Annotated in this window: 14 protein-coding genes; all 14 read right to left on the bottom strand. The window is 60.5% G+C overall.

The window, feature by feature from the left end:
- Positions 1-27: 27 nt before the first annotated feature.
- Positions 28-435: a hypothetical protein gene (locus ACEUKI_RS08800; RefSeq protein WP_374156742.1), complete on the bottom strand. Its 408-nt coding sequence runs from the start codon at positions 433-435 to the stop codon at positions 28-30.
- Positions 436-770: 335 nt separating this feature from the next.
- Positions 771-2,630 carry a S8 family serine peptidase gene (locus ACEUKI_RS08795; protein ID WP_374156741.1) on the bottom strand — a complete coding sequence of 620 codons (1,860 nt, stop codon included), beginning with the start codon at positions 2,628-2,630 and terminating at the stop codon, positions 771-773.
- 48 nt (positions 2,631-2,678) lie between these two features.
- Positions 2,679-3,017 (bottom strand): hypothetical protein, encoded by a 339-nt coding sequence (locus tag ACEUKI_RS08790; RefSeq protein WP_374156740.1) that lies wholly within the window; start codon positions 3,015-3,017, stop codon positions 2,679-2,681.
- A gap of 113 nt (positions 3,018-3,130) precedes the next feature.
- Positions 3,131-3,424: a WXG100 family type VII secretion target gene (locus ACEUKI_RS08785; RefSeq protein ID WP_032683413.1), complete on the bottom strand. Its 294-nt coding sequence runs from the start codon at positions 3,422-3,424 to the stop codon at positions 3,131-3,133.
- A gap of 49 nt (positions 3,425-3,473) precedes the next feature.
- Positions 3,474-3,785 carry a WXG100 family type VII secretion target gene (locus ACEUKI_RS08780; RefSeq protein ID WP_032683420.1) on the bottom strand — a complete coding sequence of 104 codons (312 nt, stop codon included), beginning with the start codon at positions 3,783-3,785 and terminating at the stop codon, positions 3,474-3,476.
- Between the two features lie 251 nt (positions 3,786-4,036).
- Positions 4,037-4,528, bottom strand: coding sequence for a hypothetical protein (locus ACEUKI_RS08775; RefSeq protein ID WP_374156739.1), 492 nt, complete (start codon positions 4,526-4,528; stop codon positions 4,037-4,039).
- A gap of 235 nt (positions 4,529-4,763) precedes the next feature.
- A complete protein-coding gene (locus ACEUKI_RS08770; protein ID WP_147295290.1) occupies positions 4,764-5,639 on the bottom strand; it encodes a hypothetical protein in 876 nt (291 codons plus the stop codon).
- A gap of 894 nt (positions 5,640-6,533) precedes the next feature.
- The gene (locus ACEUKI_RS08765) at positions 6,534-6,866 is read right to left on the bottom strand and encodes a hypothetical protein (protein ID WP_179133479.1); all 333 of its coding nucleotides are present in this window, start codon (positions 6,864-6,866) and stop codon (positions 6,534-6,536) included.
- A 198-nt stretch (positions 6,867-7,064) separates the two neighbouring features.
- The gene (locus ACEUKI_RS08760) at positions 7,065-7,961 is read right to left on the bottom strand and encodes a sulfite exporter TauE/SafE family protein (protein WP_080785270.1); all 897 of its coding nucleotides are present in this window, start codon (positions 7,959-7,961) and stop codon (positions 7,065-7,067) included.
- Positions 7,962-8,137: 176 nt separating this feature from the next.
- Positions 8,138-10,747, bottom strand: a complete 2,610-nt coding sequence (gene pepN, locus ACEUKI_RS08755; RefSeq protein ID WP_374156738.1) for an aminopeptidase N — start codon at positions 10,745-10,747, stop codon at positions 8,138-8,140.
- Positions 10,748-10,788: 41 nt separating this feature from the next.
- Positions 10,789-12,639, bottom strand: a complete 1,851-nt coding sequence (locus ACEUKI_RS08750; protein ID WP_115770691.1) for a ribonuclease J — start codon at positions 12,637-12,639, stop codon at positions 10,789-10,791.
- Between the two features lie 84 nt (positions 12,640-12,723).
- Entirely contained in the window at positions 12,724-13,629 is a 906-nt protein-coding gene (gene dapA / locus ACEUKI_RS08745; protein WP_007051306.1) for a 4-hydroxy-tetrahydrodipicolinate synthase, read from the bottom strand.
- A gap of 162 nt (positions 13,630-13,791) precedes the next feature.
- On the bottom strand, positions 13,792-14,547 hold the full coding sequence (gene dapB / locus ACEUKI_RS08740) for a 4-hydroxy-tetrahydrodipicolinate reductase (protein ID WP_374156737.1): 756 nt from the start codon (positions 14,545-14,547) through the stop codon (positions 13,792-13,794).
- A 240-nt stretch (positions 14,548-14,787) separates the two neighbouring features.
- Positions 14,788-16,107 (bottom strand): MFS transporter, encoded by a 1,320-nt coding sequence (locus ACEUKI_RS08735; protein WP_374156736.1) that lies wholly within the window; start codon positions 16,105-16,107, stop codon positions 14,788-14,790.
- Between the last annotated feature and the right edge of the window lie 140 nt (positions 16,108-16,247).

Here is a 16,247-nt window from a genome sequence, read left to right as displayed (position 1 = left end):
GATACCGGCTTATTCGGTTTATATGAATTACATGAATCGCTGGGGCGCTCCGCACATCGCGTCGGGAACCACCTGCTGCACCAGCATGCGTGGGTAGATGTTCACCATCCACATTGCGGCACCGGCTGCGGCGAACCGCACCTGAAGCTGGTTGACGCCGCCATCCTCGCTGATGTACACGTATGGGGTCTCCCCCGGTCTCGGCGCGGACAGCACACGCACTGTACGCGCCACGCACGGGTTGAGCCGGTCGGCGAACTTCAGAACGCGCCGTTCCCGCACGCCCGGAGCAACGGCCGAAGGCTCATTGGCCGGTAATGATTCGTTCAGCGCCTGCGACCATCGGCCGCGCGTGGCCACGCTGGCCACAGGCGAGACGAACTGTACCACGTCCACGGCCACGTGGTTGCGTAACGACAGTATGCCCCCGAGCACAGCCTGCTCACATACGCCGGGACCCCGGTCTTGTTGAAGATATCGAGAATGAGCTGCACATTGCCGCTCGGCGCGACCGCCATATCCACCCACCGCACCGTGGACATAGGACCGTCCGACATTGGCGTTTTCTCAAACACGGTAGCCCCGACGCACACATGAACGTCAACCACGACGGCAAAGACATCGTAGTGCCATCAGCAACGAATGGATCTAACACTTCCCATCCACGCTCCCTGAAATCGAAGGGATCCTCCACCTTACGGAAACTGAATGGGCCACCAACACGAACCTTCGCCATCAGGATGTCCCTCTATCATCTGTGCCAACGCAGCTCAACGGTTATTACGGTTGTTGTTGGTATACGGGTTTTGTGTATTGCCTGGTGTTACGGGCGGTTGGGCCGCCTGCTGCGGAGGCACCGGATATGGTACTGCCGGATACGGTGTTTGTTGCGGGAACGCTGAAGGGTATGGTGCCTGCTGTTGCGGCGCGTATTGGCCTGCGGCCGGCGGCGGGACCATGCCATTGCCGGTACCGGGCACCTGAGGAGAATACGGGTTCACCGGCGGCAACGGCCCCCTGCCCGACGCAGGGCCGCCATGCCGTGAACGGCCTTTCTTGCTGCGCTTCGACAGCACCACCGCCAACACGATGCCACCAGCCACCACGGCGACACCCACGCCACCGGCGGCCAGCCACACCCACACCGGCACACCGGACGACTTCACAACATCCTTCCCGTCACCGGTATCCGGCAGCACGGTCCTGCCGTCAGACTTGCCGTCAGACTTGCCGTCAGACTTGCCATCAGACTTGCCTTCAGTCTCATCCGCGGTTGCCGTGGCGGAATACCTCATGCAATCCGAACCGCCATCAGACCTGCACTGCTCCACCTTCTTCCACGCCGCCTTCTGACGCTCATACTCCCTGCCGACCTCACCCGCCTGGCAGGGAACGGGATACGAGTCGGCGTCGAGCAGATCGCCGATGCCGTCGGGGTTCTTGGAGCAATCCTGCGCATACCACTTCGCACGATCATCCGACAGCTTCGCCGCCGCGGTCACCTGCGCCTCCAAAATCGGATTCACATCCGGATACTGGACGGGATCCACACTCAGCAGCCTGCCCGGATCGACCTGGCCATAACCCCGTTTATGCCCCGGGTCAAGCTTCGCCTCACCCGAATCATTGCCCTTCGTGTTACGCACCAAAGACTGCAGAATCTGATTACCCGTCGCATCCGGCCACTTCTGCACCGCCAACGCCAAATACCCAGACAACACAGCCGAACCAGTCGACGTACCACCCGTATCCACCGAAATGCGTGTCGAATTATCGGACGGACGAAGCACCTGATCGCCCGGGGCAAGAATGTTCACGTTCGCATCAGCAACATCCGAAATGCCGGCGATCTGCCCGTCAGGACCGACCTCGTTGTTACGGATCACACCAGGAAACGAGCTCCGCTCTCTAGGGTCGCCGGTCATCACACCCGTGCTACTGCCATTGACAACAGCATCCGTCTCCTTGTCATTCGAACGACCCGAAACAATAATCACGCCATGACGTAGTGCCTTGAGCATCCCATCATAACCATAATCTCCTACGCCACCGCCATTTGACATGTTGATAATGCGTGCGCCCCAGTCGACCGCGGTACTAACGTCCTTGTCGATATCCGACCCAACAGCCATGCCATCACAAGTAATGGTTAACCCGCCCGCACCATCTTGCCCTCCCGTGAGAAACAGAACATCGGACTTCGGCACCAAACCCGTCACCCCTTGGCTGGCATCCCAACTCTTGCCATTGCCCACCAGCCATGTGAGCATGTAAGTGCCATGCGACGAATAGGCATCCCCCTCTTTGGAAGTGACTGTTTTCTGAAGCGGTACATCTTTTATCAGGCACTCATCTGGTTTGTCGGTAGTCGTATTAACAAACGATCCCAACCGGTATTCGATGTTCGCGTCCGACAACCCGGGATAATCCGAAACAGCACGAGTGTCCAGCACACCGATCTTCACCCCGGAACCATCCAGACCAGCCTCATGCGCCGAGACAACCGCACTGTTCTTCACCGGCCACAAGCCACCCATATCATCCGCATACGCGGACGGCGACAACACCAACAACAAGGAAGCCGCCAACACCCCCGAACACACGGAGAAGACAGGTCTATCTGTGGTCATTACTCCTCTTTTCGCAGCGCTGCACAACGTCAAGATAACGGCAATTATTTAAATCTCATGTACTTCAAATGACTCAATCTCATTTTGCTTGTTTTGCAATTGAGTCTGAATGCTTTCTTCGAATCTCGAGGTATGGGCAGTAGCATCCGTCAAACGCTTACCATAATCAGCCATATTCTGCGAATAGCGCGTCCGGTCTTCACGAATTACTGCGACGCTGCGGGCCAATGCCTCATTGATTCGCTTGGTGTGTGGATCTTTCCATCCTCCAGTCACCTTCACGCAATAAGTCTCACTCGCGGAATCGTTGACTGACTCCGATGCCGTTTCCAAGCGTGCCGCCAGTCGATTGGCCTCATCGGCATCGTAACGAATCTCTTCCGCCATGGTTCTCCCCCGTTCACTCACATCAACGCATTCACTGCATATACACGCGTTTGCCGTTCCATACCAACACCGCAATGGAACGGCAAACACAGCACTTCAAAGAATCGGCTCAATCAGCCGAAGAAACCGGCGGCCTTGTGGTCGCTGGCGGTGTAGCCACTCGAAATCTCAGCAGTGGCCGAAGCGATCTGCGCAAGAATGTTGCGCACATCGTTCAAATCGGCGTTCCACTTGCTCTGCGCCTGAGCATACGCCTGCTGCGCGGAACCATCCCAGTTCTGCTTCAGCTGGCTGACCTTGGCGTCCAGATCATCCAGCTTCTGCTGAATGCCGTTAGCGCCATTACGAATGCTCTCGGACAGGGCCTGCACCTGAGCCGGATTCACGGCAAAAGAACCAATAGCCATAATATTTCCTTGCTTTCCTTATCTGCCTGATACTTGTTTCTCGAACCAATCAGCTCAGCATGCTGGCGATCTTCGAGGTGGACTGCTGGGTCTCCTGCTCGTAACGCTCCTGCTCCTGCTCCGTGGACCGCAGGGACTGCTCCAGCTGGTTCAGCTGGTTGTTGATGCTGGAAGTCTTCTCATCCCAAGCATTCACCATGCGGGTGAAAGCGGTCGCCGCATCGCCGGACCAGTACGATCCCATCTGCTCGATCTCGCCACGAACCCTGGTGATCTCCTGCTGGATGCCCTGCCTCGCTTCCGCAACGGCCTGCTGGCCCTTCGCAAGCGCGCCAGCTTCAGCGGAAATATGTTCTGCCATGGCCCATCTCCTTAACTCTTCCCGGCTCACGCCGTCATTGGTCAATTACGCCGAGGAGCTTCAATAAAAAAGAACCCCCTACGAGAAACTAAGCATACTCCCACATTCTGTTCAACAAAAGCCTCTGTCATTGTCAAGAAAGGGAACAAGGACGAGCAGCAGATGCCCAGGCCCGGCAAACCAGATACCGGACCGGACATGACGAGGCCCCCAACGATGCCGTACAGGCTGTACAGATGGCGTGCGGCATACTAAACCGGCGGCGTCCAGCCCAGCTGCTCGCGCCAGCCATCAGGCGGGAACGAGTCCGTGTTCCACGCGCCAGTGCCCGGAACATCATTGAGCAATATCCCCCGATCCGGGCCGAACAGCCAATCCGCAAGCCCCGCACGGCAACAGGCCGCGCGAAGTCCGACATAATCCATCGCGGCCGAATCCAACCCCGCCACACCACCGCGCACCCGGTCGAACAGCATATCGCGATGCTCCTTCAATAACGGCACATACTTGGGGTTCGCGGCATCGGACGCACGGAACACGGACTGGCAGAACGTACGATTACGATCCGACAGACTGGAACTAATCATCGATTCGGCCCACCCATGCAGACCGACCGTGAACCACTGGTCCAACAGCCAGAAAGCACCCAGATCACGCGCGATCCCATCCAACGGCGTGGCACAGGGCAACTTCCGCTCCCACTTCAGCAATGACCTGTACGTGCGCCGGGCACCCACCGGCATTAACAGCGAATCCGGCCGATCGTAGCAATAAATACGAGATGGACCATACTTGAAAATATGACGCGTGGGCCCTGACGGCCTCTCAAAGAACGGCATGACACCACCATACGACCAGCATCGCCGCGTACGCAATACACATCACACGCGGCCGGCAAGAAGACCGCACAACTCGCTGCCCAACGGCAGCATCTGCGACTCCAAACCGGGGTTCATGAAACGGTCGTAGATATTCCACCTATCGCAGGACACCCACAGATACGCCCGCCCCGAAGCAACAATCACATTGGGGCGCAACGGATGAGCGGACAATACCTGCAACACATTCTGCGGCGGCCCCACCAACTGTGGCCGAACCGCATGCCCCAACAAATCGCTTACCGAGCACCACGCATACCCCCTGCGAACGAGCCGGCACAGGCAACACCACCACCTGCATATACCGCGTGGCGTAATTACTCAAAAAGCCATTATTGTCATACACATTCAGCGTGAACGTCAGCCACGGTCCCTTGCTGTAGAACCTGTTCACCCGCATATTACGCACGGCTTCGCCACGAAGCACCACCGTGCTTCCAGCATCGACGGTCCGTTTGGCCTGCCAATCACGCGCATGGACCGAATACGTGACCGAAGAAACCCCGGGAGCCGGCTCATAACGGATCTCAACCAGCACAGGAACCCCGAAACCACGGAAAAAAGCCCAACACATCATCGCAATGCAAACGCACGCCACCACGAACGACGCGATGACGCCGTTGCGATACCAATACCGCCACGTCGGCCACATGCGCTGCCTGACACGGACCATACGCCAGCCGAGCAACGAACCAGCCACCACGAACACGCACCAGACAACAATGCCGTACCGAAAAACCCTACCCACCCAGAAAGGAAAACCAGATTTATCAGCATTCAGCAGCCACAGCACGCCGACGAACACCACGGCCTCCAGCATGTACCACGGCCAATCCAACTGCCGACGAACAACCGCACCGGCAACAGCATCCACACGATCCCACATCATCAACCTTCTCTCATCAAAAACCGCTTCGTAAGGCAACCATACAGTCAGCAGTACGGACAACAAGCCGGCTATCACACGTACCGGCACAGCTCCTGTGCCACACAAGCAGCATCTGCGACTCCAGCGCCAGGGGCCATGTACCGCGAATCATTGTCGCACACATTGATCGACGTCCACAGGCAAGCCAGGCCATTCGTCACCTTCATGCTGTCATGATTTCTGTGGAAGGCCGGGGTGAGCGCTGCAGAAGCGCAGACGATGGCCAGTGGGGTCTGTTCGTCCGTCCGCCATGGACAGTGGCCGGCCGAATACAGCCTCATGCCTGTGGGACGGCACGCGGATTTGGCCGGTTTCCGCGCGGCGTCCCGCAGGAACGTGGGATGGTAGAGAAATCAATCGTTTGACGTTCGTGGCGTTCCACACTATCAACCGCCAGAACCGCGCAATCACGCCAATCCCCGTTACGGACCATAATCATCCCCCGGGCTCTCTGCGGGACGGCAGACGAAAAACCGCGAAATCCGCGCGTCGTCCCGCACTTCGCCCGGTCCACGAACAGGACAAGCATCACCGATAGACCGAACACACATCTACAGCCGCGACAAGAACCCCAACAGCTAGCCGCCCGCCCCGGATATCGCCGCCCAACAGTAAATCGAGCCCAAAACGCAAACCCAAAGCACTGACTCAGATAATAAAACTCGGATTTTCCACCACAAACAGCGAGAAACTCTCCCCTATACCAAGTATCGTACGTGCCACCTTGCTCGATAGACGAACAATGAGAAGTATCGGTTAACGGGCATGCCGGGCAGGTCGATGGGCTCTGGCGCGGGAACGAAGACGGCGTACCAGCACGAATGGGCCGGCAAACGTGATCGTATACAACACGACGGCGAGGAACACGCTGAGCCATGCGGTGAACATGTCCAACGGCATCTCCTCTACCGGAGTGGTCTCGGCTATGCATGCAACGATCTATCACTCCGATGTTGTGGTCAGTATGCGCGGCAGTTGCTCGTCACGGTTGAGGAAAGAACGCGTTTGGCAACGAAGTAGCGTACGCCGGCCTTCCTCAGTGCGGGTGTACACCATGGTGCAATGCGTCAGGCAGCGGTCCAACTGCCGGCGCAGTATTTCGGCGTCCTGCTGGCGGCGGGCAAATACGGACGGGCATGGGAAGCTTACACCGTACGTGCGCACGCCCCATTCCTTGCCGATGATGACATATCGCGGATTGTTGATGGGCGCGAGTAGCCCCTTCATAACGCCGGCGAACAGCACCTGCTCGCGCCGCGAACCACCAATCAGCATGGCACGCAACGCCGTGAATCTGCGACGTGTCTGGCGGATCGAGGAAGTCACTCACCGCTTCGCCTGCCGCGCTGGCTTCTAGGCGCTCAGGTTCCGCAGTCGCCAAATGCCAGACATTGGCCACCTTATCGGGGTCTGCGGCCACGCTGCGGTTGGCGGCCATGCTGTATGCTTCACTGCATCAGTGTAAGGCACGAATCAATAGGTTTTGAGCCCCAGATCGATGGTGAGAATGATGCCGGCGATTACGGCGGCGGCGCGCATGATGTTTGCGGGAATCTTGCGGGTGATGGGCGGGGCGATGTACCCGCCGATGAAGCAGCCGATACACAGCATGATGGCGGCCGGCCAATCGACCGCGCCTTGGATGATGAATACCACTGAGGCGCTGATGTTCGCGCCTGTGCCGATCAGGGTTTTCAATGCATTAATCTTGTGGAATGGGCCGATTTTGGCGGCATCAAGCACGGCGAGAGCCAGGGTGCCGGCGCCCGCGCCGAAGTAGCCGGAGTAGATGGCGACTGCCACCACGCCCAGCCATACCCACCAGGAATCCTGACTCATGGGCTGCACGAGTTGTTCCGGCGGGCGGTGAGGTGCGGTAGGGGTGGTTGCGCGCTTGGCGGCATCAGTGGCATCAGTGGCATCGGTGGCTTCAGTGGCTTCGATGTGCTTGAGTTGCGCGGTGGCATCCGCGGCAGCCTGCTTGGCCTGCATGCGGCCGCGCGGATTGATGGCGATGATCAGCGAGCTCAGCAAAATCAGCACTGGTGCGGCGAATTCAAAGACACTCGGGTCGAGTTTGAGCAACAGAAACGCACCGGCCACCCCGCCGAACGCGCCGATGACCACATACGTAATGGAGCGTACCGCTTGGCCTTTGAGTTCTTTGCGCGCGCCCATCACGCCACCGATGCCCGTGCCGACCACGCCAACGGTGTTAGAAGCGTTTGCCAATACAGGCGGAATGCCGAACGCGAGCAAGGCCGGGTATGAGACCAGTGACGATGCGCCTACCGCATAGCCCACGAATCCTGCGCCGATTCCGGCCAACAGAATCAGTAGTAATGAAGTTATGGAAAAGCCCGCAATCATTCCCCGTATCCTTGTCGCTCATCGACCGGCACATTGCCGGCCTTGAGCGAGAATACGCTGTTAAGGATTGGTTGCGGGTTTTATGTTGGAATGTGGACGTAGCTCCTCGCGGAAGCGATTCCCTCAGTCGCCTGAGGCGACAGCTCCCCTCGCACCCGAGGGGAGCCAGAAGGAAATCAGAGCGCTTCGTTGTATTCGCGAACCTTGAGGGTGCGGTGGGAGGATGCCACGTTTTCGACGATCAGACGCTTCAGGGCATTGTCGGCGGCAATGTGCTCGTCCAGCCAGGCGTCACCGAGCTTGACCAGCGTGGCGGGATCGGCGTAACCCGGGTACAGGCCGTTGAGCAGGGCGTCGGCCATGTGGTAGGTCTTGTTGGCCCAGATCCAGTCCACAGTCTCGAAGTACTTGGCGGCGAACGGCTCGGCCAGATCGGGGCGCGGGGTGGCGGAGAAGCCACGGGCCACGGCTTCGAGCTGGGAGTTGGTCAGCTCGTCGTTGTGGAGCGCCTGATCCCAAGCCCATTCCTTGGCTTGCGTCGTGGCCATGGAGGCGCGGGCGCCGTAGGCGAACTCGCGGTTTTCCGTGGTCTCCTTCTTGGCGAGCTGCGCGTCCACGTCGTCGTTGGTCATCTCGTTGACGGAGGTGAGCGCCTGGACGATGGTCCACGTGAAGTTGTTGTCGATTTCGAGGCCTTCAAGACGCACGGTGCCGTCCAGCAGACCGTGTGCGTTGGCGGCGAATGCGGCATCGCCCTCCTCGCCATAGCCCAGGTAGGCGGTGGCGAGCTGGAACTGGGTGTCCGAGCCAGCTTCGGCGGCGTTGGCCAGGGTCCACAGTTCGGCGGCCACGTGGCGCAGCACGTTGTCGCGGCGGGCGGGCGCCACGTAGTGGTGGGCGGTGGTGCTCATGCAGGCCAGCGCGTAACGGAAGGTGGTGGATTCGGTTTCCGTGGCCAGAAGACGCAGGGTCATGTCCACGAAGCGTTCGGCCGGGAATTCGCCGTCACGGGTCATATCCCAGAAGGCGAGCCAGGTCACGGCGCGGGCCAGGGCATCGTCGAAACGATGCAGGTTGGCTTCGGCGAATGCCTGGGATTCGGCGTCGAAACGAATCTTGGTGTAGGTCAGGTCATCGTCGTTGATCAGCACGAATGTCGGGCGCGGCTTGCCTGCCGCGGCCTCGACGATGGTGGTTTCGCCATCCACGTCGAGTTCGAACTGCTCGGTGCGCACGATCTTGCCAGTTGCGGCGTCTTCGTTGTAGAAGCCGACGGCCAGGCGATGCGGGCGCAGCACCGGGTGCTCGGCCGGCGCGCTCTGGGTGAGCTTCAGTTCGGCGATGGTGCCGTCCGCGTTTACGGTCAGGCCGGTGGCGATCGTGTTGATGCCGGATTCCTCCAGCCACTTGGCGCTCCAGGCCTTGAGATCGCGGCCGGAGGTCTTCTCCAGTTCGCTCAGCAGGTCGGCCAGGGTGGCGTTGGAGTAGGCGTGGCGGTTCAGGTAGTTGTGGATACCTTCGAAGAACTGCGTGCGGCCCACGTAGAATGCCAGCTGCTTCAGCACGGAGGCGCCCTTGGCGTAGGTGATGCCGTCGAAGTTGACGTAGGTGTCGTTGAGGTCGTTGATCGGGGCGACGATCGGGTGCGTGGTGGGCAGCTGATCCTGGCGCAACGCCCAGCTCTTCTCACCGGAGCAGAAGGTGGCCCAGGCGTCATGCCATTCGGTGGCTTCGGCGGTGGCCAGCGTGGAGGTGAACTCCGCGAAGGACTCGTTGAGCCACAGGTCATTCCACCACTTCATGGTCACGTAGTCGCCGAACCACATGTGGGCCAGCTCGTGCAGCACGGTGACCACGCGGCGCTCGGCCAGCGCGTCGGTCACCTTGGACTCGAACACGTAGGAGTCGCGGATGGTGACCATGCCGATGTTCTCCATAGCGCCCGCGTTGTATTCGGGAACGTAGATCTGGTCGAACTTGGCGTACGGGTAGGGCACGCCCCAGGTCTTGGCGTAGAACGCGAAGCCCTTCTTGGTGATGTCGAACAGGTAGTCGACGTCCTTCGCGAAGGCCTTGGCCAACGACTGTCGGCAGTACTGGGCCATCGGCACGGTGCGACCGTCTTCGTTCAGGTATTCGGTGTGCCATTCGGCGTACGGGCCGGCGCAGATGGCGGTCAAGTAGGAGCTCATCACCGGGGTCGGCTCGAAGTCCCAGAGGCGGGTGCTTTCGTTCGGCTTATCGCCGAGTGTGCCGTCCAGAGTTTCGCGCGGATCGTCCTCGATGGTGGCGACCGGCATGTTGGAGGTGACAATCCAGCTCTTAGGGGCCAGGACCTTGAAATCGAAGGTGGCCTTCAAATCAGGCTGGTCGAACACGGCGTACACGCGGCGGGCATCCGGCACCTCGAACTGGGAGTACAGGTAGATGTTGCCATCGGACGGGTCGACCGAACGGTGCAGGCCTTCGCCGGTGTTGGAGTAGCGACACAGCGCCTCGACGGTGACCTCGTTCTTCTCCTTCAAATCCGTCAACTCGATGCGGTTGTCCTGGAACGCCGTAGCCGGGTCCAAAGACTTGCCATTGAGCTCGATGGCGGTGACCTCATCGGCAATCAGGTCAAGGAATGTCGATGAACCAGGCTTCGCGTTGAAGCAGATGAGCGACTTGGAACCGAAGTTCTTCGCGCCGACCGTCAGGTCAAGGTCGACGTGATAGTGAATCGGCGCTTCGATAACGGCCTTACGTTCTTCGGCTTCAATACGAGTGAGATTAGAACCGGGCATGACTTCAATTACTCCTTACGGTCGTCCCTGGATAATCCGGACTACTTGGTTTCTACGGTTTCGACGTCCTGGGCGATGTCGGCCACGACGGGCACGATCATCGGCTTGCGGTGCAGCTGGCGCGCAACCCAGCTGCCGAGCGTGCGGCGCATGGTCTGCTGCAGCTTGTAGGTGTCACGCGTGCCCTGCACCATCTGGTCGTTGAGCTGTTCGACGATCTGGTGACGAACCTTGTCGAACTCGCTTTCGTCCTCGGCCACGGCGTTCAGGTAGATCTTCGGGCCGGTGACGACCTCGTGGTTGTCGGTGTCGACCACCACGAACGCGGAGACGAAGCCCTCGGTGCCGAGAATGCGGCGCTTTTCCAGCTCGTCATCGGTCAGCTCGCCAACGGAATCGCCATCGACGTACACGTAACCGCACGGCACGGAGCCGACGACCGCGGCCTTGCCGTGGTACAGGTCGACCACATCGCCGTCTTCGGCCAAGACCACGTTCTGCGGGTCCACGCCGGTCTTGACGGCGATCAGGCCGTTGGCCACCAGGTGACGGTTCTCGCCGTGGATCGGCATGGCGCACTTGGGCTTGACGATGTTGTACATGTACAGCAGCTCGCCCTCGTTGCAGTGGCCGGACACATGCACAGCCGCGTTGTCGCGGTTGACGACCTTGGCGCCGAGCTGCACGAGCTTGTTGATCACCTTGTAGACGCCGTGCTCGTTGCCCGGGATCAGGGAGCTGGCGAGGATCACGGTGTCGAACTCGTTGATGTGGATGTCTCGGTGGTTGCCGTCGGCGATGCGGCCGAGTGCGGCCATCGGTTCGCCCTGGGAGCCGGTGCACATGAAGACGAGCTTGTCGTCCTGAATGTCGTTGGCCTGCTTCAGGTCCACGACGGTGCCTTCGGGGATGTGCAGGTAGCCGAGGTCGGCGGCGATGGACATGTTGCGCACCATCGAACGGCCGACGAACACGACCTTACGGCCGTACTTGTGGGCGGCGTCCACCACCTGCTGCACACGGTGCACGTGGGAGGAGAAGCTGGCGACGATGATCTTGCGGGTGGCCTGGGCGAACGCTTGGTCAAGGGCCGGGCCGATGGAGGTCTCGGGCTTGACGAAGCCGGGCACCTCGGCGTTGGTGGAGTCCATCATCAGCAGGTCCACGCCCTTTTCGCCGATCTTGCCGAATTCGACGAGGTCGGTGATGCGGTGGTCGAGCGGCAGCTGGTCGAGCTTGATATCGCCCGTGTCGATCAGGGAGCCGGCCGGGGTCTTGACGTAGACGGCCAGGGCGTCCGGGATGGAGTGGGTGACGTTGACGAATTCGAGGTCGAAGGGGCCCACCTTGAGCTTCTCACGGCCGGCAACCTCAACCTTGGTGGGGTTCTGGTGGTGTTCCTTGCACTTGGCGTCCACGAAGGCGAGGGTCAGCTTGGAGCCGATCAGCGGGATGTCCGGGCGCAGCTTGAGCAGGTAGGGCACGCCGCCGATGTGGTCCTCGTGACCGTGGGTGAGCACCAGGGCGTCGACCTTGTCGAGACGGTTCTTGATATAGCTGAAATCGGGCAGGATGAGATCCACGCCCGGCTGCTCCTCCTCGGGGAAGAGCACGCCGCAGTCGATGAGCAGCAGGTGACCGTTGTATTCGATCACGTTCATGTTGCGGCCGATTTCGCCCAAGCCGCCGAGCGGCGTGATGCGCATGGAGCCCTTGCGGTACTTCGGCGGGGCGATCAGCACGGCATCCTGCTGGGGTGCGGTGGCCTGCCGGGTGGCGTTGATCTTACGGGACGGCGTACGGCTGTTGGATCCGTTGGCATTGCGGCCGCGCGCGGAACCGCGACGGCGAGAATTCGTGTTCTTGCTTGTTTTCTTTTGTTCTTGTGCCATAACCTTTTTGGGATTTCTGTTGTGGTGCCTCTGCTCTGTCATGCAGGGGCGGCGGGCTGGCAACCCGTATGCAGCGTTTCGGGCTTACAGCAGTCCGGCAGCGCGCATGCCCTCTTCAGCCTTGTCAAGCTGAGTGGCGTCGGGACCGATGTTCGGCAGACGCATGGTGGTGGAGGGGATAACGCCCTTGACCTTGAGCGCAGCCTTGGCCATGACGGCCTGATAGCCGTCGCCATTCAACGCGTGGACAAGGGGGGCGAGCTGGTTGGCGAGGCGACGGGCGGTGGTGATATCGCCGCGATCGAATGCCTGGACAAGCTGCTGCATGGGGTTGGAGGCGACGTGGGCAATCACCGAAATGATGCCGACGGCGCCGATGGAGAGGAACGGCAGGAACAGGCCGTCATCGCCGGAATACCAGGCGAGGCCGGTGCGCTGCTGCTTCTCCACTGCGGCTGCAAGATCGCCGGTGGCGTCCTTGACAGCCTTGACGTGTTCAAGTTCGGCCAGTCGGTCGTAGGTTTCGACCTTGACCTTCAAGCCGGTACGGCCGGGAACATCGTAGACGATGATCGGCTTTTCGGCGGATTCGTCGACGGCCTTGTAGTGGCCGACGATACCGTCCTGCGAGGGACGGGAATAGTAAGGCATGACGACGAGCACCGCGTCGGCGCCCGCTTCCTGAGTCTGTTCGACCATACGCACGGTGTGTGCGGTGTCGTTGGAGCCGGCGCCGGAAATCACCGGAACGTCGACGACCTCCTTGACAGCCCTGACCAGCTCGACCTTCTCATCCATATGGGTGACGGGCGATTCACCGGTGGTGCCGTTGACCACCAGACCATCCGCGCCATCGGCGACGAGGTATTTGGCGAGCTTCTGCGCGGCGGCGAAATCGACGCTGCCGTCGGATTTCATCGGGGTGACCATAGCCGGCAGAATGCGGCCGAAAGGTGCTGGCTCAAGAAGGTGCATGTCATGCTCGCTCATAGTGTTCACCGTACTTCCCATTGTGGACTCTTATATTACGTACCTTGATTGTTGCTGAATGCGTGGCATTATGACCGGAACCGGTGGTAATGCCGTGATGCGCGTCCCGGCGCGCTTCCCTGACTGAATTGCGGGGTCGGCTGCGGGTCGACTGCGGGTCGATTACAGGTCGAGGAAGTGGTCGAGGCCGATGGTCAGGCCGGCTGGAGCGTCGCCGGCGAGCTTACGCACGGCAAGCAGGACGCCGGGCATGAAGCTGGTGCGGTCGAAGCTGTCGGCCCGAATGGTCAGCTGCTCGCCGGCGTTGCCGAAGAGCACTTCCTCGTGGGCGTTGAGGCCGCGCAGACGCACGGCGTGCACGTGGATGCCGTCGACCACCTGGCCGCGTGAGCCGTCATCGGTTTCGGTGGCGTCCGGCACGGGGACGAGTCCTGCGGCCTTGCGCGCTTCGGCGATGCCGTGGGCGGTGTGGATGGCGGTGCCGGAGGGGGCGTCCACCTTGGTGGGGTGGTGCAGTTCGATGACTTCGGCGGATTCGAAGTATTTCGCGGCCTTGGTGGCAAAGTAGTCGGCCAGTACGGCGGAGATCGCGAAATTAGGTGCGATGAAGACCTTCTGGGTTTCGGGCTTCGGGCCGTTGGCGATGGCGGATTTGACCTGGGCGAGTTTCTCGTCGGTCCAACCGGTGGTGCCGACCACCACGTCCACGCCTTGGCCGATCAGGGTCAGCACGTTGTTCAGGCTGACGGACGGCACGGTGAATTCGACGACCACATCAGTGTTGTCGGTGGTGACCTGGGTCAGGTCGTCGCCGGCATCCAATGCGAGCGCCAGCTGCGTATCCTCGGCGTTGTTCACCGCTTCGACCACGTGCGAGCCCATGCGGCCCTTTGCTCCGACCACCGAAACCTTGATCATGTCTTCTTCCCTGTCTACCCGTACCTGCCCGGCAATGTACCCGGAACGTTTTCCAATCGGCAATTAGCCTATCACCGCCAAGCCCTCACGCCAATATCCCGTCCACAGAATCAAGCTCCCTCTGACGAGCCGAACCGTGAAGTCGAGCTCCCTCTGATGAGGGAGCTGGCCGCGAAGCGGACTGAGGGAGAGACCCCGGCGAAGCCGCCAACCATCCATCGGGCGTAGCCTGATTCCGTTTCATCCACGCCGCTTGGCCAAGGCCCATCCGGCCAACGCCAATGGCACGGACGCCAGCGTGAAGATGAATGGCAGCATCATGCCCACATGAGGGTTGGAGGCGTCAAGCACAATGCCGGCCACGGACGAGCCGATCGATGTGCCGACCGTGCCTGCGGTGGTTACCCAGCTCAGTCCTTCGGTCAGGGATTCCGCCGGCACCAGATCCTTGACGATGAGGTTGCCGGTGGCGAACGTCGGCGAGACGGTCAGGCCGGCGAGGATTTCGAAGACGCCCAGCAGGATGAGATTGTCCATTGACAGCCGGAAGAACACGTAGCCGACGGTCAGCAGCGACAGGAACATCACCATATGCGCCCAATGGGAGCCTTTGAGTTGGCAAGAGCCGAACACCAGCGCGCCGATGCACGAGCCGACCGCGAACATCGCCAATTGCAGACCGAGGAAGGGCTCAAGTCCCATGGATTTCATGGTGGCGGTAATGGACACGTCGAAGGACGTGAAGCTCATATTGAACACGATGAACACGGCGAGCAACGGCAGTACGCCGGCATAGAGCAATACGCTCTTGGGCTTGGCACCGTTGCGTTTGAGCTGGCGCAGGGTCAGCTGGTCGGCATCTTCGCTTGCAGCAGGGCTGCCGTCATCGTGCGCGGCCACGGTGACCTGTTCCACGATAACCGGTGGCTGGGTGGATTTCAGCGAGAAGAATATGGTGCCGCCGATACCGCATGCCACGGTGGGCACGAACAGTTGGGATACCGGATGCACGGAGGTGGCCAGCCAAGCCGCCAGAATCGGCCCCAGAATAAAGACGATCTCGTCAATGGCGGCTTCCATGGCGTAGGCCGTGTTGAGCAGCTGTTCACCATCTTCCACACCGCGCAACGCATAGGACCAGCGGGTTCGGACCAATGCACCGAATGAGAACTGCGTCAGACCCATGATGATGGCCAGAGTGAACAGCAGCGGAATCGGCACGCGTACCAACGCCGCGAAGGCGAAGGCGAGCATGGCCACGATCTGCATGGCGAGCGCAAGCCGGCCCACGCGGGCTTGACCGAAACGGTCGAAGGCGCGGGCGTAGAACGGGGTGACGCAGCTCATGGCCAGCACATAGGCGGCGCTCATGGTGCCGGCGATGGTCCAATTGTCGTAGAGATGGTTGAGCGCCAGAACGATGCCGAGACTCATCATGGAGATCGGCAATCGTGCCACCGCGCCGGACAGGCAGAACGCCTTGGCTCCGGGCAGCATGAACAGGCGCTGATAGGGCGAGTGGGCAACGGACGACTTCGAAACCGCGCGAGTCGTGGACACAATAACTCCTTACTGGTGCGTTGTCCGGCACGTGCGCCCGCCCACACGTGCCATCCGAGGGTAGCGGTTCCCTAGCAACGTCACGCGGTGCGTTTCAACCGCGGACCGGTACGTGGCCAGTCGTCTTCATCGTCGGAGAT

The sequence above is a fragment of the Bifidobacterium sp. 2450 genome, assembly GCF_041900695.1.
In the GTDB taxonomy this organism is placed as follows: domain Bacteria; phylum Actinomycetota; class Actinomycetes; order Actinomycetales; family Bifidobacteriaceae; genus Bifidobacterium; species Bifidobacterium longum.
The sequence above is the reverse complement of the archived record's forward strand: the minus strand, read 5'-3'. Positions and strand labels throughout refer to the sequence as shown.